General features: G+C 64.8%; 13 protein-coding genes and 1 pseudogene. 6 read left to right on the forward strand and 8 right to left on the reverse strand.

Annotated elements, in window-relative coordinates:
• Nucleotides 1-82: 82 nt before the first annotated feature.
• The 4 genes from ACVWZM_RS06360 to ACVWZM_RS06375 form a co-directional block, all read right to left on the reverse strand.
• The gene (locus tag ACVWZM_RS06360) at nucleotides 83-1519 is read right to left on the reverse strand and encodes an amidohydrolase family protein (protein WP_456852225.1); all 1437 of its coding nucleotides are present in this window, start codon (nucleotides 1517-1519) and stop codon (nucleotides 83-85) included.
• Between the two features lie 104 nt (nucleotides 1520-1623).
• Nucleotides 1624-2649 carry an ABC transporter substrate-binding protein gene (locus ACVWZM_RS06365; protein ID WP_057015162.1) on the reverse strand — a complete coding sequence of 342 codons (1026 nt, stop codon included), beginning with the start codon at nucleotides 2647-2649 and terminating at the stop codon, nucleotides 1624-1626.
• 44 nt (nucleotides 2650-2693) lie between these two features.
• The gene (locus tag ACVWZM_RS06370; RefSeq protein ID WP_050425957.1) at nucleotides 2694-3470 is read right to left on the reverse strand and encodes an ABC transporter permease; all 777 of its coding nucleotides are present in this window, start codon (nucleotides 3468-3470) and stop codon (nucleotides 2694-2696) included.
• A 2-nt stretch (nucleotides 3471-3472) separates the two neighbouring features.
• Entirely contained in the window at nucleotides 3473-4327 is an 855-nt protein-coding gene (locus ACVWZM_RS06375) for an ABC transporter ATP-binding protein (RefSeq protein ID WP_076824349.1), read from the reverse strand.
• Between the two features lie 201 nt (nucleotides 4328-4528).
• On the opposite strand from ACVWZM_RS06375, the gene ACVWZM_RS06380 reads away from it, so the two are divergent.
• Together ACVWZM_RS06380 and ACVWZM_RS06385 are read left to right on the forward strand one after the other, a co-directional pair.
• Complete coding sequence (locus ACVWZM_RS06380; protein ID WP_076824333.1) at nucleotides 4529-5287, forward strand: GntR family transcriptional regulator; 759 nt, start codon at nucleotides 4529-4531, stop codon at nucleotides 5285-5287.
• A 124-nt stretch (nucleotides 5288-5411) separates the two neighbouring features.
• Nucleotides 5412-6574, forward strand: a pseudogene (locus ACVWZM_RS06385) (IS4 family transposase).
• A gap of 165 nt (nucleotides 6575-6739) precedes the next feature.
• Here ACVWZM_RS06385 and ACVWZM_RS06390 read toward each other — a convergent pair.
• A complete protein-coding gene (locus ACVWZM_RS06390) occupies nucleotides 6740-7159 on the reverse strand; it encodes a nuclear transport factor 2-like protein (RefSeq protein WP_076824328.1) in 420 nt (139 codons plus the stop codon).
• A 155-nt stretch (nucleotides 7160-7314) separates the two neighbouring features.
• Here ACVWZM_RS06390 and ACVWZM_RS06395 point away from each other — a divergent pair, with 155 nt between their 5' ends.
• The 3 genes from ACVWZM_RS06395 (at nucleotide 7315) to ACVWZM_RS06405 (ending at nucleotide 11232) form a co-directional block, all read left to right on the forward strand.
• Complete coding sequence (locus ACVWZM_RS06395) at nucleotides 7315-8577, forward strand: amidohydrolase family protein (RefSeq protein WP_076824331.1); 1263 nt, start codon at nucleotides 7315-7317, stop codon at nucleotides 8575-8577.
• Nucleotides 8578-8811: 234 nt separating this feature from the next.
• Nucleotides 8812-10026: a mandelate racemase/muconate lactonizing enzyme family protein gene (locus ACVWZM_RS06400; protein ID WP_076824326.1), complete on the forward strand. Its 1215-nt coding sequence runs from the start codon at nucleotides 8812-8814 to the stop codon at nucleotides 10024-10026.
• 120 nt (nucleotides 10027-10146) lie between these two features.
• The gene (locus tag ACVWZM_RS06405; RefSeq protein ID WP_456851881.1) at nucleotides 10147-11232 is read left to right on the forward strand and encodes an IS4 family transposase; all 1086 of its coding nucleotides are present in this window, start codon (nucleotides 10147-10149) and stop codon (nucleotides 11230-11232) included.
• A gap of 336 nt (nucleotides 11233-11568) precedes the next feature.
• On the opposite strand, the gene ACVWZM_RS06410 is transcribed toward ACVWZM_RS06405, so the two are convergent.
• The 3 genes from ACVWZM_RS06410 to ACVWZM_RS06420 all read right to left on the reverse strand — a co-directional run bounded on the left by ACVWZM_RS06410 (nucleotide 11569) and on the right by ACVWZM_RS06420 (nucleotide 16851).
• Nucleotides 11569-12804, reverse strand: a complete 1236-nt coding sequence (locus tag ACVWZM_RS06410) for an ABC transporter substrate-binding protein (RefSeq protein ID WP_456852228.1) — start codon at nucleotides 12802-12804, stop codon at nucleotides 11569-11571.
• 347 nt (nucleotides 12805-13151) lie between these two features.
• Nucleotides 13152-15191 carry a hydantoinase/oxoprolinase family protein gene (locus tag ACVWZM_RS06415; RefSeq protein ID WP_168858916.1) on the reverse strand — a complete coding sequence of 680 codons (2040 nt, stop codon included), beginning with the start codon at nucleotides 15189-15191 and terminating at the stop codon, nucleotides 13152-13154.
• Nucleotides 15192-15198: 7 nt separating this feature from the next.
• Complete coding sequence (locus ACVWZM_RS06420; RefSeq protein WP_168858917.1) at nucleotides 15199-16851, reverse strand: hydantoinase B/oxoprolinase family protein; 1653 nt, start codon at nucleotides 16849-16851, stop codon at nucleotides 15199-15201.
• Between the two features lie 266 nt (nucleotides 16852-17117).
• Between ACVWZM_RS06420 and ACVWZM_RS06425 the strand changes: the two genes are divergently transcribed.
• Nucleotides 17118-17585, forward strand: coding sequence for a DUF305 domain-containing protein (locus ACVWZM_RS06425; protein WP_057015145.1), 468 nt, complete (start codon nucleotides 17118-17120; stop codon nucleotides 17583-17585).
• Nucleotides 17586-17593 lie beyond the last annotated feature (8 nt).

The following is a 17593-nucleotide window of genomic DNA, read 5'->3' on the forward strand; positions in this document are numbered from 1 at the left end:
CAAGTGGAATTTTCTTCCGCTTGACGGAATTAGCGAGCGTATGACCGAAGTTGCTGCTCAGCGCGAAGCGAAGATTGTGCAGCTAATTGCAGGTGAGCTGCGCTTCGAACCAGTGTTGCACTGAGTTCGACAATCGCGGCCATGCGCGCAAGACATGCGCGTATGTGGCCGCGCTCGCGCGGGTGATGCCGCGCAGTTCCTGCTCGATGGCGGGGAGATCAACACCGAGGCACCGGCCGGCCTTGGCGACGCTGCGACCATCGACCACAAGCTCAGAGATCAGCGACGCATTGCCGCGTGCGAACAGCAGATCGAGCGGATCGGCATCGAGAATCTGATCACGCTCGAGGCGGTCGAGATCGATGCTGACGAAATCGGCCGGCGCACCGACCGCGAGCTCGCCGGTGCCCGGCGCGCCGGTGGCGCGGCGGCCGTTGCGGATCGCGAGCGTGAAGAATTCCTGAGCAGTCCATGTACGCTTGAAGCCGAGACCACCGTGCATCATCTGCACCAGCCGCATCTCGCGCAGCACGTCGTCATCCTCATCGAGCGCGAGGCCATCGACGCCGACCGCGATTGCACAGCCGCAGCCGTGCGCCGCCGCGATCGGTGCCAGCCCGGAGCGCAGATGCAGGTTGGAGGAGAAGTTGGTGACAATGCGCGCGCCCGACGCCGCGATCATCTCGAGCTCGTCGGGCCGCGCGTGGATGCAATGCGCGAGCGTCAGCCGCTCCGAGAGGAAGCCGATATCGCGGAGATAGCGCACGATGCCGCCGGGAAAATGCTGGTCGGCCCAGGTGCGCTGGTAGGTGGTCTCGAGCAGATGCATGTGGATGCGGCGGCCGGTCCGCGCCGAGTTCTCCGCGACCGCCTCCAGCAGCGGCTTCGAGCACCACTGCACCCCGGCCGGCCCAAGCTGCACATCAACCTTCGGCCCGCCGATCGCAGCCGCGATCGCGTCGGTCAGCTCGATATACGCTTTTGGCGACATCGGGGCCCGCACGAACAGCTGTTCGATCGTCTTGCGGTCATCGGCCGGAAGACCTGACAGCACCGCTTCGCTGTCGCCATAGACGATCGGGTTCTGGTCGCGCACCGCGATGGCAAAGGCGATGCGGATGCCGACATCGCCGGCGGCGCGCGCGATCGCCCTGGCTTCATCGACGAGCGGCATGGTACCGCTCGGGCGGGTGTAGTGCACCATCATCGCCGCGCAGCCGGCCTGCGCCGCGCGGGCAAACGCCGAGGCCGCGGTGAGATAGGGATCGACCGGCGTGCCGACCACCGTGCGCAGGATCCAGCTCTCCAGCGGCATGCCGACCGCGCCGAAGCTCGAGGCGCGCGGGCGGGCGTGGTCGTGGGCGTCGACGAAGGCGGGAAGGATGAGGGAACGCGGGCCTGTCGCCGGGCGCGCGGCTTCGGAAATATCGGTGATGACGCCGCCGTCGTGACGGAGCACGACGTCGTTGCGGATGTCGTGGTCAGAACCGCAGAACAGACGGGTTGCCGTGACGTCCATCGGTCCCTCCGCCGTCATTGCGAGGAGCGGAGCGACGAAGCAATCCATCTATTCCCGTGCCGAAGAATGGATTGCTTCGCTTCGCTCGCAATGACGAGTTAAACTTAATTCGCCGTATACACCAGCTCCCGCTCCGCGCGTGGCGGCAGGAATTCCCGCGAAAACACTTCGGCCGGGGCCGGCGTGCGGGTGAGCTGGTAGCCTTCGACGATGAAGCCGATGGCGCGCGCCATGCGGTCGTCCTTGACGTCGCCGATGCCGATGTCCTTCATCTCCGGCGAGACGATCAGCTTCTCGAAGGAATATTGCAGCCGGCGCTTCTCGACATCGACATTGATCAGATTGTCATAGTTCAGCGCCGCCTTCATGGCCGCGTTCTGGTCCTTGGCGACCGCGACCGCGCCCTTGTTGATGGCGCGCACCAGACCGGCCACCGCCTTCGGGTTCGAGGCGATCAGCTTGCGCGAGACCATCACGCCGTTGGAATAGAGGTCGAGCCCGTAATCGCCGAACGAGAACCATTTGAAGTCCTTGTCGGGGTCCTGGCGGTTCAGCACCAGGTTGAAATAGCTCGTGATGTTGAACACCAGCGCGGCGTCGATGTCGCCCTTGATCAGCATCGGCTCCTGCAGGTTCGGCGCCATGTTGGAGACCTTGATCTTCTCGCCATCGAGCCCGTTCTTGTGCACGAACACCGGCAACAGCCGCGTGGTCGGCGTCCCCTGCGCGCCGCCGAGCGTGTGGCCCTCGAAATCCTTGATCGTCTTGATGCCGCTCGAGTTCTTGGCGACGATCGCGAATGGCGGCTGGTTCCACATCATGTAGACCATGACCGGCGCATCCTGCGGCTTGGTCGCGGCGTTCTGGATGATCGCATTGACGTCGCCGAAGCCGGCGTCATAGGCGCCCGACATGATGCGCGTCACGGTCGCGCCGGAGCCTTCGCCCTGGTCGATCACGACGTTGAGGCCTTCCTCTTTGAAGTAGCCGTTGTCCTTGGCGTAGAAGAACGCGGCGTCCGAGCCTTGCGTCTTCCAGCCCAGCGTGAACTTGATGGTGGTGTCCTCGGCGCGCGCGGGACCGGCGACCAGGGCCAATCCCAACAGCGCGGCGCTTACTTTTCTCAGCATCGATATCTCCTTAAGCTTCATTGCTTGACGGTCGACGAAGTGTCTCAAGTGGCGATGACATTGTCCTTGCGTGTCGCCCAGCCGGTGACCTGGCCCTCGATCAGCGAGAACAGGACGTAGAGCGCGACGCCGAGACCGGCGAGCACGAACAGCCCGGCGAACACCAGCGGCACGTTGAAATTGGAGGACGCGGTCATCATGACGTTGCCGATGCCGCGGTTTGAGGCGACGGTTTCCGACAGCACCGCGCCGACGAAGGCGTAGGAGACCGCGACCTTCAGCGAGGCGAAGAAGAACGGCATCGTCCTCGGCAGGCCGACGTTCCAGAGGATGTCGAACTTGCTGGCGCCGAGCGCCTTCAGCACGTCCTCAAGCTCGGGCTCGGTGGTGGCAAGGCCGGTGGCGATGTTGACGACGATCGGGAAGAAGCAGATCGACAGCGAGGTCAACACCGCCGGCACGGTACCGGAGCCGAACCACAGCACGAAGATCGGCACCACGGCGACCTTCGGGATCGACGAGAAGCCGACCAGCAGCGGATAACAGGTGTCGTAGGCGGTTTTTGACACCCCGATCACGGCACCGAGCGCGACGCCGAGCGCCACGCCGAGCACGAAGCCGATCATGGTGGTGACCAGGGTCTGCACGATGTGCGGCCACAGGATCGGGAATTTCTCGAACAGCGTGACGAAGATTTGCGACGGCCGCGGCAACACGAGGTCCGACATCCCCGTCATCAGGCAGAACAATTCCCAGGCGACGAAGAACAGCACGATCAGGGCGGCGGACCAGGCCTTCTGCCTGATGTCTGACACGGACATGGTCAGGCTCCCTCGCGCGCCGCGCTGCGCGCATCGACGATGAAGGCGCGGAGCTTCTGGTTGAGCGCGACGAAGTCGGGCTCAAAGGTCATCGCCACGGTGCGCGGACGGGCGAAGTCGACCCTGGAGTCGTCGAGGATGCGGCCGGGCCGCGCGCTCATCACGCAGATACGGCTGGCGAGGAAGCCGGCCTCGCGCAGATCATGGGTGACCAGCAGCACGGTCGGCCTGTGGGTCATCCAGAGCTGCTGAAGGATTCCCCACAGCTCCTCGCGGGTGAACTGGTCGAGCGCGCCGAACGGCTCGTCGAGCAGCAGCATGCGCGGCTCGTGGATCAGCGCGCGGCACAGATTGGCGCGCTGGAGCATGCCGCCGGAGAGCTGCCACGGATAGCGGCCGCCGAACCCCTTCAGCCCGACCTGCTCGAGCAACGCATTGGCCTTGTCGCGGAACTCGGTCTTGCGCAGCTTGCGGAACTGCGAGCGGAACGGCTCGACGATCTTCAGCGGCAGCATGATGTTCTTTTCGATCGTCATCCACGGCAGCATGGTCGGGTTCTGGAACGCCATGCCGACCCGCATCGCGCGCGCCGCGACCTCGCGGCCGCCGACGATGACGACGCCGGTGGACGGCCGCGCCAGGCCGGAAACCAGCCGCAGGATGGTGGACTTGCCGCAGCCGGACGGGCCGACCAGCGCGACGAACTCGCCGTCGGCGATCCGCAGCGTGGTTGTCGACAGTGCCGGCACGGCGCGGGCGCCGCGGCCGAAGGTGACGGAGGCATCCGACAGCTCGATCGCGGTCGGCGCGGATCCGGCGGCCATCGGCTCGCCGGCAAATTCGGAGTTTGGTTGCATGCGCATCACGAGCAAAGTGCATGCAAGCCGGATGCCAGCGGCAGCCGCGTTGAAAATCAAGGAGATCGCGCGTTCCCCGCCTCAAAGGCCGGATTCCTTTTGGGCAATCCGCGGCTCAAACTGCATGCAATTCGAGCGCCCGATTGCTCTGGCGGTATGATAAAGAGGCGTTCGAAGCACCTTCGAGAGGGATTCGCGGCAATGGCGGGGCGCGCCGACAGCAGCAAGACGGCTGAATCGTCAGACAAGGTCAGCGTGATCTGCCGCGCGCTGCGGCGCGCGATCATCGAGCAGGCGCTGGAGCCCGGCGCCAAGCTGCCCGAGGATTCGCTCGGCGAGCGCTTCGGCGTCAGCCGCACCATCGCACGGCATGCGCTCGGGCAATTGGCGGCCGAAGGCCTGGTCGAGCTGCGCCGCAACCGCATCGCCGTGGTGGCGACGCCGAGCTGGCAGGAGGCGCGCGATGCCTTCGATATTCGCATCGAGCTCGAGCGGCTGGTGGTGCGGCAGCTCGCGGGCAAGCTGACCAAGGCGCAGATCGCCGAGCTGAATGCCCATGTCGACGCCGAGGATCGCGCCCGCGACGGCACCGACGCGGTGTCGATCCGGCTCGCCACCGAATTCCACATCCTGCTCGCCCACATGACGAACAGCCCGATCCTGGTGCGCTATGTCAGCGAGGTCGCCTACCGCTGCTGCCTGACGCTGTCGCTGTACAGCCGGCCGCATTCGTCGGAATGCGCGATCAACGAGCACCGCGCGATCATCGCCGCGCTGGCGAAAGGCGACGTCGACAAGGTGATGGGGCTGATGCACAGCCATCTGGATTCCGTGGCGACCCGTGCGCTGGTCGCGCCAAGCCCGCAGCGCGGCCGCGATCTGCTGGATATTCTGGCCCCCTATGCCGACGAGGCAAGCGGCGAAAAGGTGGTGAAGCTGCCGAATGCGGCGCGGCGCTGATGCTCTTACCTCGCCCCGCCTGCGGCAGGGGTGTCCGGGGAATGATTCACTGTGTCGCGGTGCATGCTCGGCAGGACCGAGGCAAATCGGTCTTTTCTGGTTGTCGAGACACAGAGGGCCGAGCATGCGATATCGCGGTAGCATTTTTGGAAGGCTGCTTGAACCGATCAATCGACGGCAGTTTCAGACGGTTGTGGATCGTCTGGACGGGATGCCTACGACAAGTCGTTCAGGAGCTGGGATCATCTGGTGGCGCTGATCTATGCCCAGCTTAGCGGCAACAGCAGTCTGCGCGGGGTGGTGACTGGCTTCAACGCCAATTCGCAGCATCACTATCACTTGGGAACCGGCAAGCTGTCGCGCTCGACGTTGTCCGATGCCAATGCCCGCCGTCCGATCGGCCTTTTCGCGCAAACCTTTGCGGCGCTGTCGGCGATGGCGCGTCGCCAGCTGCGGAGTGAAGGCATGGAGATGGTGCGTCTGATCGACGCCAGTCCGATCCCGCTCGGCAAGGTCTGCAGTTGGGCGACGTGGAACGGCCGCATCCGCGGCATGAAGCTGCATGTCGTCTACGACCCAAGGAGCGATGTCCCGACCTGCGTCGAGATGACGGCCGCGAACGTCAATGACATCGAGATCGGCCGACAGACCCCAATCCAGCCTGCCACCACCTATGTGTTTGACAAGGGCTATTGCCGTTTCGACTGGTGGCAGAAGATCAATGATAGCAAGGCTTTCTTCGTTACCCGGGCGAAGACGAGCATCCGTCTTCGCTCGCTCAGGCATCGCGCCATCCGCAAGCGTAACGGGGATGGCTTCGAAATCCTTGCCGATGACGAGGTGAAGCTCACCAGCAAGGGCGATTCGCGCCTTCCAATCCCGCTCCGCCGCATCAAGATCAGACGCGAGAAAGGCGGCAAGATCACACTCCTGACCAACGACCTTGCCCGTAGCGCCGTCGAGATCGCCGCCCTCTACAAGAGCCGATGGCAAATCGAGCTGCTGTTCCGCTGGATCAAGCAGCATCTCGATATTCGCAAGTTCCTCGGCGCCAACGACAACGCGATCCGCCTTCAGGTGCTCGCTGCGATGATTGCCTACCTGCTGCTGCGCATCGCCGCTCACACCAACTGCATCAAAATGCTCCCGCTCAGGTTCGCCGAACTCGTCGGCCAGCTCCTGCTCACGCGTCGATCCCTCGCTGCCATCGACAAACCTCCGCCCATCAACCCCAGCCGTCGGAAATCAACCATCTCACCTGACCAGATGGAGCTCCGCTATGCCTGAATTTCCCCGGACACCCCTGCGCCTGCGGGGAGAGGTCGGATCGCATCGCAGATGCGATCCGGGTGAGGGGGTACAGGTCTATCCGCGGCCGATACTCGCGGATGCAGCCCCTCACCCCGACCCTCTCCCCGCAAGAGCGGGGCGAGGGAGAAGTGGCACCGCTTCCTACGCCTCGATCCCCCGCTGCATCAAAATCCGCTCGGCGCTGTCGTTCCAGACGTCCATCTTGACGATCTGCCCGCCCCGCACCACGAAGCGGTCGACATAGCGGTTGCCTTCGAACGGCGTGCCGTCGGTCCATTCGCCGTAGAGCGTGCCGACGCTATAGACGACGGTCTCGTCCGTGCCGGGACAGACATCGAAGCGGTCCATCTTCTTCTTCACCCAGCGATAGCGCTTCGCGTTGAAGCCGGTCGGCCCGCGCGGATGGTCGAATTTGCGCCCGCCGGTGAAGGTGATCACCGTGCCCGGCTTCATATAGGCCGCAGCCGCATCCGGATCGGGGATCATCGACGCCGTCAAATAGGCCTCGACGATCTCGGCATCGGACATCGGGCGGGCATCGGCTTTGGCGGGTGCGGACATGGCGGGTCTCCGGGGATAATCAGGACTCTACAATCTGGTCATCAAAGTGTATGCATATTTTTTAGACAATCGAACCATATAACTGCACACAATCTGGTGCTGCCGGATTCTGGCCGTTCCGCTAGGCTCAGACCACCCTGATGCTTCCCTCGCCGATGATCGCGAAACCTGCCTTCGACCTCGTCTTCCGCAATGCCGTGACGCGCAGCTCTGCCGCCGCGGTCGATATCGGCATCGCCGGCGGCAGGATCGCCGCGATCGCGCCGCGCCTCGTGTGCGAGGCGGTCGAAGTCGACCTCAACGGCCGGCTGGCGTTGCCCGGCTTCGTCGACACCCATATCCATCTCGACAAGGCCTGCCTGCTCGGCCGCTGCGGCCACGATCACGCCAGCCTCGGCGAGGCGATCCGCGCGGTATCGGCGATGAAGCGCGACTTCACGATCGAGGATGTCCATGCGCGCGGCTCAAAAGTGATCGAGCGCGCAATCACGGCGGGCACCACGCGGATGCGCACGCATGTCGAGATCGACCCGAGGATCGGGCTGCGCGGCTTCGAGGCTGTCAAGGCCTTGAAACGCGACTATGCCTGGGCGCTCGACCTCTCGCTCTGCGCCTTTCCGCAAGAGGGCCTGACCAACGATCCCGGCGCCGACGAGCTCTTGGTCGCGGCGCTCAACGACGGTGCCGAGGCGGTCGGCGGCTGCCCCTATGTCGACAGCGATCCGAACGCGCATATCGCACGCATCTTCGACCTCGCGCAGGAGTTCGATGTCGACGTCGACCTCCATCTCGATTTCGACCTCGATCCCTCCTGGTGGCACATGGAGGAGGTCTGCCGGCAGACCGAGCGGCGCAACTATCATGGGCGCGTCGCGATCGGGCACGCCACCAAACTCTCCGCGCTGCCGCCTGATCGGTTGAAGAAAGCCGGCGCTCGGCTCGCCGAGGCCGGTGTCGCGGTCACCGTGCTGCCGGCGACCGATCTCTATCTGATGGGCCGCGACGCCACCCACAACGCGCCGCGTGGGCTGACCGCCGCGCACCGGCTCGTCGCCGATGGCGTGCTGTGCTCGGTCGCGACCAACAATGTGCAAAATCCCTTCACGCCGTTCGGCGATGCTTCGCTGCTGCGGATGGCCAATCTCTACGCCAATGCGGCGCATGCCGGGATCGGCGAGTTCGACGCCTGCCTCGATCTCGTCACCGACCTGCCGGCGCGGCTGATGAACCTGAAGGATTACGGCATCACGGTCGGCAATCCCGCCGACATCGTCGTGCTCGACACCGACAGTGGAACCAACGCGATCGCCGAGCTGCCCGACGTGCTGATGGGCTTCAAGCGCGGCCGCAAGACCTTCGAACGGCAGCGGCCGACGCTGTTCCGGCCTGACACCGAGATGTTTGTCCCGTCACCCTGAGGCGCGAGCTCTTGCGAGCCTCGAAGGATGCACGGCCCCGCGAGATCCATGAAAGAGCCGGGCCGTCGCCCTTCGAGACGCGCGCAAGAGCGCGCTCCTCAGGGTGACGGTGAACGAAGAGGCGAGTGCCGCCTTGCCAATGCGCATTGTCGCCTTGCCTTGGCGCGAATTGACGCGTCCGCCGATCCGTTGTTGGTATCCCGCCAACAGCAACAAACAACCGGGCAGGAAACCATGAGCAAATCCACCACAATCAAAAGCGTCGAGACGCTCGCCTGCGATGCCGGCTGGCGGAATTATCACTTCGTCAAGGTGACGACGACGGACGGGCTGGTCGGCTGGAGCGAATATGACGAGGGCTTCGGCGCGCCCGGCGTGACGGCGGCGATCGAGCGGCTTTCGGCGCGGGTGGTCGGCAAGAACGCGTTCGAGCACGAGCGGATCCATGTCGAGCTGTTCGCCGCGACGCGCCCTGCCGCCGGCGGCGTGGTGGCGCTGGCGCTCGGGGCGATCGAGAACGCGCTGCTCGACGTCAAGGCCAAGGCGCTCGGCGTGCCCTGCTACGACCTGCTCGGCGGCAAGATCCGCGACCGCGTGCGGGTGTACTGGTCGCATTGCGCGACCTGGCGCATCAATCATCCCGACTGGTACAAGCCGGCGATCACTGATCTCGACGGCGTCAAGGCGATCGGGGCCGAAGTGCGCGAGAAGAAATTCACGGCGATGAAGACCAACATCTTCGTCTATACCGACGGCAAGCCGCAAGGCTGGCGCCCCGGCTTCGGCTCGCCGTTCCAACCCGAGATCAATATCGACCGCACCGTGCTGCGCAATCTCTGCATGCACCTGGAGGCGATCCGCGACGGCGCGGGGCCGGATGTCGATCTCCTGCTCGACCTCAACTTCAACGCCAAGACCGAGGGCTATCTCAAGATCCTGCGCGCGATCGAGAAGATGGACATGTTCTGGGTCGAGATCGACACCTTCAACCCGCAGGCGCTCGGCTACATCCGCCGCCAGAGCCCGCACCCGATCTCATCCTGCGAGACGCTGCTCGGCCTGCGCGAGTTCCTGCCCTATTTCACCGAGCAGGCGATGGACGTCGCGATCATCGACACGCCGTGGAACGGGGTCTGGCAGTCGATGAAGGTCGCCGCCGCCGCCGAGCATTTCGAGGTCAACGTCGCGCCGCATAATTTTTACGGCCACCTCTGCACCATGATGAACGCGCATTTCTGCGCCGCGGTGCCGAACCTGCGCATCATGGAGACGGACATCGATCGCCTGGCCTGGGACCACGAGCTGTTCACCCACGTGCCTGAATTCGTCGACGGCCATCTGGTGATCCCGGATCGCCCGGGCTGGGGCACCGAGCCGAACGAGGAAGGCCTGCGCGCGCACCCGCCGAAGAACAAGGGCGGGCTGCTGAATTATGGATTGAAGAAGTAGGCGTTTGTTGCGCCGGCCCACACCCCATCGTCGTCCCGGCGAAGGCCCATAGGCGCTAAAATAGGATTTGCGCCTTGGATTCGTTTGTGATTCCAAGATGGAATGGCACACGAATCGCTTGTGAACAAAGATTGGGCGCGCGTTGTCGCCCGACTTGGCGGAGCCGAGGCTCTGAACATTAGCGCGCGCAAGACGAAGGCGTTTGTCCGTCCGCGGGAGATCAGCAATGCGGTCGACTTGCTGCGCCTGATCTTGGCTTATTGCCTTGGTGAGAAAGGGCTGCGGTTGACGGCGGCATGGGCCACGTCGGTTGGGCTTGTCGATATCTCCAACGTGGCTCTGTTGTATCGCTTACGTCAGTGCGGAGATTGGCTGGCAATCTTGGTCGAGCAGGCGCTTGCCGACGCGGCGCCGAAGGCGAGCCGCGGTCGTCTGATCCGTATTGTTGACGCCACGACGGTCCCCAAGGCTGGGACGAGCGGCAGGAACAAGAACGCAGTGTGGCGTATCCATAGCGCGTTCGATCTTCCGCAGGAGCGCTTTGGTCACTTCGAGCTGACCGATCAGCGAGCGGGCGAGACGCTGGATCGGATACCGGCGGTTGCCGGTGAGATCCGTCTTGCCGATCGCGCCTATCTGCAACCGGAGCGCATGGCGCATCTCGTCGATGCCGATGCAGACTTCGTGATCCGGGCCGGCTGGAAGAGCGCGCGCTGGCTCGATGCCGAAGGTAATCTTGTTGACCTCACTGCCGAACTGCGCAACGCCTCGGCGCGTGGCCTGATCGATCGGCCGATTTGGATAAAGCGCAAGTCAGGTGCGCCGCCGCTCGCAGTGCGTCTGGTTGCCGCGAAGAAGCCGGCGCAAGCTGCTGCGGCTGCGCGACGCAAGGCGCGCCGGACTGCACAAAAGGGAGGTCATCAGCTCTCCAGGCAAACACTTGACGCCGCAGATTGGGTGATCCTGGTGACCTCACTCAGGCCAGAGGACTTCACGACTGCAGATATCCTCGCCCTCTATCGGCTGCGATGGCGCATTGAGCTCGGCTTCAAGCGGCTGAAAAGCCTGATTGGCCTGAAGGGACCTCCCGGAACCGACGAGCGGTCCGCCAGACCCCATATCCTCGCTCATCTGCTGATCATTCTATTGCTCGAGCCGCTCGTCGACGAACTCGAAGACTCTCCCCGCTTGCCCGACGCCGCCTGACCCACCCAGTGACGTGGCGTCTGCTGCGCCAGCTCGTCGCTTCGCTACGGCAAGCGATCATTCCACAGCCCGCAATCGCTCTACTCTGCAGAGCCAGTCACGCTCTCCGGCGACATCTACGCGAGCCACCCAGACATAAGCGCCACTATCAGACTATGATCAAACTATCTTAGCGCCTATGGGCGAAGGCCGGGACCCATAACCACCGCTGCCTGGTGTGTAAGGGATTATCGCCCCAGCAGAGCAAAACAATGCGCAGTTGGGGTAATGAGTCCCGGCCCCCCGTGCGCAATTGCGCACTAGGCCGGGACGACGCATGACCCAACTCAACGGCCCTCAATTATCCTCGCGCACCGCCGTGAACGCGCTGTCGATCACGTCGCCGATCGGCTGCCAGGCATTGCCGTCGAACTGCACCAGCCGCATCTGCTTGATCGGGCGGAAGTCCTTCGGTCCGGTGTTGATCACGATCCCGGGTAGCGCGATCGGGCTCTGGTAGTCCTTCAGCGACGCGGCCTGCCGCATGACGTTCTCGCGCGACAGATCGTCGCCGCACTGGCGCAGCACCTGCATCAGCGTATCCGCGGCGGCGTAGCCGAACACGGCGTAGATGTCGTCCTTGTCACCGTCGGGATAATATTTGTCCATGAAGGCGAGCCACGCCTTGATCTGCGGATCGTCCTTCCAGGAGGCATCGCCGGCATCCTTCAGGAATGAGGTCGAGATCACGCCAAGCGAATTCTGCAGGCCTGCTGGCCGCAAGGCGCTGGCGATCGAGGCCGACGCATTGTCGAGGATGAACACCGGATGCCAGTCGAGGTCCGCGGCGACGCGGATCGCGCGCGCCGCGATCGCCGGCGCCCCGTCGAACACCAGGATGTCGGCGCCGGAGTTCTTCAAAATTCCGATCTGGTTCTGGATCGCGGTCTCCGATGCATCGAAGGCGAGATCGGCGACGATCATGCCGGCGGTGTCGCCGAGCCCCTCCTGCAATCCCTTGAACAGGTCGCGGCCGAACTGGTCGTTCTGCCAGAGCACCGCGATCTTGCGCGAGGGATAGGCGGCCTGGATGTAATTGGCGTAGATCCGCCCCTCGGCGCGGAAGGTCGGCTGCCAGCCCATGGTCCAGGGAAAGGTCGCAGGATGCGCCCATGCCTCGTCGCCGGAAGCGACGAACAGCTGCGGGACCTTGTTCTCGTTGAGGTACTTCCGGACCGCGAGGTTGCTCGGCGTGCCGAACGAGCCGAACATCAACAGCACATCCTGCTTCTCGACGAGATCGCGGGTCTGCTCCATCGCGATCTTCGGATTGGAGCTGTCATCGACCGAGACGAACCTGACCTTGCGGCCGTTGATGCCGCCATGCTCGTTGACCATGTCGAAATAGGCCGCCTCCGCCCGCCCGATGGTCGCGAACGCGGCGAGCGGCCCGGTATAGGGCATGACGTTGCCGATGCGGATCTCGTTGCCGGCCGCCGCCGTCTGCGCCAGCTGCGCGCGCAACGGCGCCGCCGCGAGGACAGCTGCGAGGACGAGGGATATCGAAAGCGCAGTTTGTCTTTTTGTTTGCATCAACATCGCCACAAACGCGCCGGCACCAGGCCGGCGCTCCTCCCGAGCGAGCGGAGTTTATCGCCCAAGCCAATGCCGGAAAAATGAAATGTTGATGGCGGAGGCAGGCCTTCTTTCACCTCCCCCGCAAGCGCAGGGCAATCGCATATGGCAGCGAAAAGCTTGGCGGCGCTATTTCCACATCGTCATGGCCGGGCTTGTCCCGGCCATCCACGTCTTTTTCGCGCGGAAACCAAGACGTGGATGCCCGGCACAAGGCCGGGCATGACGAGTCTGTGGAGGGATCGAGCGCACATGCGATAGCCCTGCCCGCAAGCGGGAGAGGGAGTGCAGTTCCGACTTGACGATCAGCGCAATATTATATCGAGCCAGCCCAGCGGGTTGACCGCGACGCGGTCGCCGCTGTCGACCAGGACGGTCGTGGTTTCGGCCTCAATGATCGCGGGACCGGCCAGCGCTTGGGCCGGCCCGAGATCGTCGAGCGCGTAGACCGGCACCTCGCGCCAGGCACCGAACCAGGCCTGCCGCTTGCCGCGCGGCGCGCAGGGCGCAGCCGAGCTGGCCTTTCCGGCATCACTGCTGCCGCGCGCCACCTTGCCGACGGCGGCAACTCGGGCGTTGACGAACACCACCTCCTGCCCGCGCGAGGCATAGGTGTAGAGCTCCTCGTGGCGGCGATGGAAGCGTTCCTCGATCTGCGCCACCAGGTCGGCGGCGCCGAGATCGAGCTCGCCGAGCGGCACGTCGATCTCGAACACCTGCTCGCCGTAGCGCATCTCGGCCGAGCGCTCGATGCCGATATCGCCCTTGAACCAGTCGCGCAGCCGCCCCGCCGCCTGCTCTTCCAGCCCGGCGAACAAGGCGCGAACCTCGTCGGCGGAAATCCGGCCGGTGCCGTAATGGGTGCGGCTGACCTCGTAGCGCAGATCGCTGGTCAGCATGCCCCAGGCCGAAAGCACAGAGGCGACCGTCGGCACGATGATGCGCTTGATCTCGAGCTCGCGCGCGACCTCGGCGGCGTGCATGCCGGCGGCGCCGCCGAAGCTGAGCAGCGCGAATTTGCGCGGATCGACGCCGCGGCGCAAGGTCATCAGGCGGATGCCGTCGGCCATCTTCAGATTGATCATCTTGTAGATGCCGGCGGCGGCCTCGATCCGCGACAGCTCGAGCGCTGCGGCGATCCGGTCCACCGCGGCTTCCGACGCCGCACGGTCGAGCGGCCGCGCGCCGCCCATGAAGGCGGCGGCGTCGAGATAACCGAGCACGACATTGGCATCGGTGACGGTGGCAGCCGTGCCGCCATTGCCGTAGCAGGCCGGTCCCGGCACCGAGCCCGCGCTCTCCGGCCCGACCCGCAGCGTGCGGCCGCCGTCGACGCTCGCGATCGAGCCGCCGCCGGCGGCGATGCTGGCGATGTCGAGGCTGCGCAGCGCGATGCGCTGGCCGGCGAGCATGCCATCCGCCGACAGCGAGGCCTGGCCATCTGCGATCAGCGAGATGTCGGTCGAGGTGCCGCCCATGTCGAACGGCACGAGATCGGGGATCCCGAGCATCTCGGCGCAGCGGCGGCTGCCGGAGATGCCGCCGGCCGGCCCCGACAGCACCGTGCCCGCGGCGAGCCGCGAGGCTTCCTCCACCGGCGCCATGCCGCCATGCGACAGCACGACGAACAGCGAGCCCTTGAAGCCCGCCTCATGCAGGCTACGCTCCAGATTGGTGAGATAGCGTCGCACCGTCGGCGCGACATAAGCGTTCACGATTGTGGTCGAGACACGCTCATATTCCTTGATCTGCGGCAGTACGTCGCTCGAGCGCGACACGCTGACGTCGGGCAGCTCCTTCGCCAGTTGCTCGACGGCGGCAAGCTCATGCGCCGGGTTGAGATAGGCATGCAGAAAGCAGACCGCGACGGAATTCGCACCCGAACGTTTCACTTCCGCGATGACGTCGCCGAGCGCGGCGGCATCGAGCGCAACCGCAGCGCTGCCGTCGGCCTTCAGCCGCTCGCGCGCGCCAAAGCGGCGCTCGCGCGGCACCAGCGGCTCGGGCGGCGGCGTGCGCAGATCGTAGCGGTCCGGCTTCAACCCCTCGCGCATCTCGACGACGTCGCGATGACCTTCGGTGGTCAGCAGCGCAACTTTGGCGCCCTTGCGCTCGAGCAGCGCATTGGTCGCAACCGTCGTGCCGTGCACCAGGCGATCGGTCGCGGCGAGCATCGCCGCGCGCGTCACGCCGAGGCGGCGCGCCAGCTCTTCCAGTCCCGCCATCACGCCGATCGACTGATCGGCCGGCGTGGACGGCGATTTCGCGAACACGGTGCGCCCGCTTTGATCCGTCGCAACCAGGTCGGTGTAAGTGCCGCCGACGTCGACCCCAATCGTATACATCGCTGCCCTACACCGCTTTCGAAACCAAACCTTGCGCAAGATCGCGCGCCCGCGCTTCCGCCGAGCGCTTCTCGGGTGGACCCCAGCCGCCGCCGCCGGAGGACCGGATCTCGAGGCAGTCGCCGGGGCGCAGCTCGATGCCGACTTCCTTCGTCTTCAACACGCGCGGCGCGCGGCCTTCCGAGAGCAGCCGGTAATGATGCGGCTCGCCGTCCTTGCCGCCGAGCATGCCGCAGGGACCATGGCGCGCGCCGTCGCCGGCGGTGTTGCCCTTGGCCGGCTTCTGCGTCTCCAGCACCATGTCGAGCGCGACGCCAAGCCCGCCGCGATGCTGGCCGTCGCCGCCGGAGTCCGGCCGGAATTCGTGCTGGCGGAAATGCAGGGGAAAGCGCACCTCGGCCACCTCGATGCTGCCGAATTTGAGACCGCCGACCGAGTGCCATTCGCCGATCGACGAATAACCGTCGCCGCCCGGCGAGGCGCCGCCGCCGGGCCGAGCCTGGAACATGTGCCAGATGAAATTGCGTCCGTTGCGCGGGTCCTCGCCCTGGATCGCGATGCGGAAGCGGCGCCCCCACCCGCCCATGACGCGATCTGGACAGGACGCCGACATCGCCTTGATGATGGCTTCAACGATCTCGTTGGAGGGATGGCTGGTGCACAAGGTGACGGGACGGCCGGGATCGGCCCAGACAATCGTGCCCTGCTTCGCCACCACCTTCAGCGGCCGCAGCGCGCCGGTGTTCTTCGGAATGTCGGCGTCGATCAGATAGGCAAAGGCCATCGCGACCGCTGCCTGCATGTTGGCGTGTGACGAATTGACGAAACTGGTCGACTGCGGATCGGAGCCGGTGAGATCGACCTCGATGTCGCTGCCCTTCTTGGTCACCTTGGCGGCGATCTTGATGTCGGTGCGGCCGTGGCCGTCATCGTCGAGCAGAGCTTCGCCGTAGAACACGCCGTCCTTCCAGGCGGACACCACGGCGCGGGTCTGCTGCTCGGTCGCATCGAGAATGGCCTCGATCGCGGCTTCGACCGTCTCCGCGCCGAACTCGCTGAACAGTTTTGCGACACGGCGCTCGCCGAGATGCGCAGCGCCCAGCATCGCGGCGAGGTCGCCGCGGAATTCCCTGGGGTTGCGGATGTTCAAAGCCAGCAGGTCGAGCAGATCCTCGCGCGGCTTGCCGGCCTCGTAGAGCTTGATCGGCGGAATGCGGATGCCTTCCTGATAGATCTCGGTGGCGGCTGGATTGTAGGCGCCGTGGGTGGCGCCGCCGATATCGCTCTGATGCGCGCGCACGATGGTCCAGAGCAGCCGCTTGCCACCGTCGAACACCGGCACGAAGGCAGTGAGATCGGGCAGATGGCTGCCGCCCTGGTAGGGATCGTTGAGCAGGATGACGTCGCCGGGCGCGACATCCTTGAAGCGCTCCTCGACCGCCAGCGTCGCCCAGGGCAAGGCGCCGACATGAACCGGAATGTGGTCGGCCTGCGCGATCAGCCGCCCGTTGGTGTCGCAGATCGCCAGCGAGAAATCGCGGCTGGAATTGAGGATCTGCGAATACGAGGTGCGAAGCATGGCTTCGCCCATCTCCTTCACGATCGACGACAGGCGGTGCTGGACGACGGAGCGGGTGATCGGATCGATCTTGGCGGACATTTTGGCCTTCTTGGCGCGAGGATTTGCGCAGGGAGGATGGTGGAACCGGTCGATCGAAACCGGAATTCCTTCTTATAGCCAGTGGCTTGCGGATCGCAAATCGGCTGCCCCGGCCGAAACGGATCATTCCGGCGATCAGCAAGTCGTGATCGACAAGAATCTGCCTGACGACGGAATAGAACTCACGCTGCTGCGTCCCACCCATGCAAGCCGGCCCAAGCCCGTAACCGCTCGGGCCTCCCCGACAACTCCCAGGGTGAACGCAAATGCTTCCTCGATTCCTTAAGTCCGGCCTCGCGCCGCTCGCCGGCGCCGCCCTGCTTGCTTTTGCAGCTGCGGCGGCTGCTTTCGCGCATGACGACCATCATCCGGTCCAGACCGGGCAGACGGCCGAAGAGAGCGCCTTCCTTGCTGAAAACGATACCGCGATGACCAAGATGATGAATGACATGGCGGCCAAGCCGAGCGGCGACATCGACCGCGACTTCGTCGCGATGATGCAGCCGCATCATCAGGGCGCGATCGACATGGCCGTGATCGAGCTCCGCTACGGCAAGAACGAGCAGCTGCGCCGGATCGCGCAGGAAATCATCGTCGAGCAGCAGCAGGAGATCGACGCCATGAAGCTCGCGATCGGAGATCCGGTTACGGCGTCCGCGCCCGCCCCAACACAGCAGACCCCGGCGCCTGCCGCTCACGATCATATGAACATGTCCCACGGAATGAAGAACTAGGAGCCTCA

Source organism: Bradyrhizobium sp. USDA 4501, assembly GCF_054062115.1.

What these genes read in the sequence shown, in the direction of transcription:
- ACVWZM_RS06360 (WP_456852225.1), bottom strand. Translation starts at nt 1,519, where the DNA reads ATGGACGTCACGGCAACCCGTCTGTTCTGCGGTTCTGACCACGACATC.
- ACVWZM_RS06395 (WP_076824331.1), top strand. Translation starts at nt 7,315, where the DNA reads ATGATCGCGAAACCTGCCTTCGACCTCGTCTTCCGCAATGCCGTGACG.
- ACVWZM_RS06380 (WP_076824333.1), top strand. Translation starts at nt 4,529, where the DNA reads ATGGCGGGGCGCGCCGACAGCAGCAAGACGGCTGAATCGTCAGACAAG.
- ACVWZM_RS06400 (WP_076824326.1), top strand. Translation starts at nt 8,812, where the DNA reads ATGAGCAAATCCACCACAATCAAAAGCGTCGAGACGCTCGCCTGCGAT.
- ACVWZM_RS06375 (WP_076824349.1), bottom strand. Translation starts at nt 4,327, where the DNA reads ATGCAACCAAACTCCGAATTTGCCGGCGAGCCGATGGCCGCCGGATCC.
- ACVWZM_RS06410 (WP_456852228.1), bottom strand. Translation starts at nt 12,804, where the DNA reads ATGCAAACAAAAAGACAAACTGCGCTTTCGATATCCCTCGTCCTCGCA.
- ACVWZM_RS06425 (WP_057015145.1), top strand. Translation starts at nt 17,118, where the DNA reads ATGCTTCCTCGATTCCTTAAGTCCGGCCTCGCGCCGCTCGCCGGCGCC.
- ACVWZM_RS06415 (WP_168858916.1), bottom strand. Translation starts at nt 15,191, where the DNA reads ATGTATACGATTGGGGTCGACGTCGGCGGCACTTACACCGACCTGGTT.
- ACVWZM_RS06370 (WP_050425957.1), bottom strand. Translation starts at nt 3,470, where the DNA reads ATGTCCGTGTCAGACATCAGGCAGAAGGCCTGGTCCGCCGCCCTGATC.
- ACVWZM_RS06420 (WP_168858917.1), bottom strand. Translation starts at nt 16,851, where the DNA reads ATGTCCGCCAAGATCGATCCGATCACCCGCTCCGTCGTCCAGCACCGC.
- ACVWZM_RS06390 (WP_076824328.1), bottom strand. Translation starts at nt 7,159, where the DNA reads ATGTCCGCACCCGCCAAAGCCGATGCCCGCCCGATGTCCGATGCCGAG.
- ACVWZM_RS06365 (WP_057015162.1), bottom strand. Translation starts at nt 2,649, where the DNA reads ATGCTGAGAAAAGTAAGCGCCGCGCTGTTGGGATTGGCCCTGGTCGCC.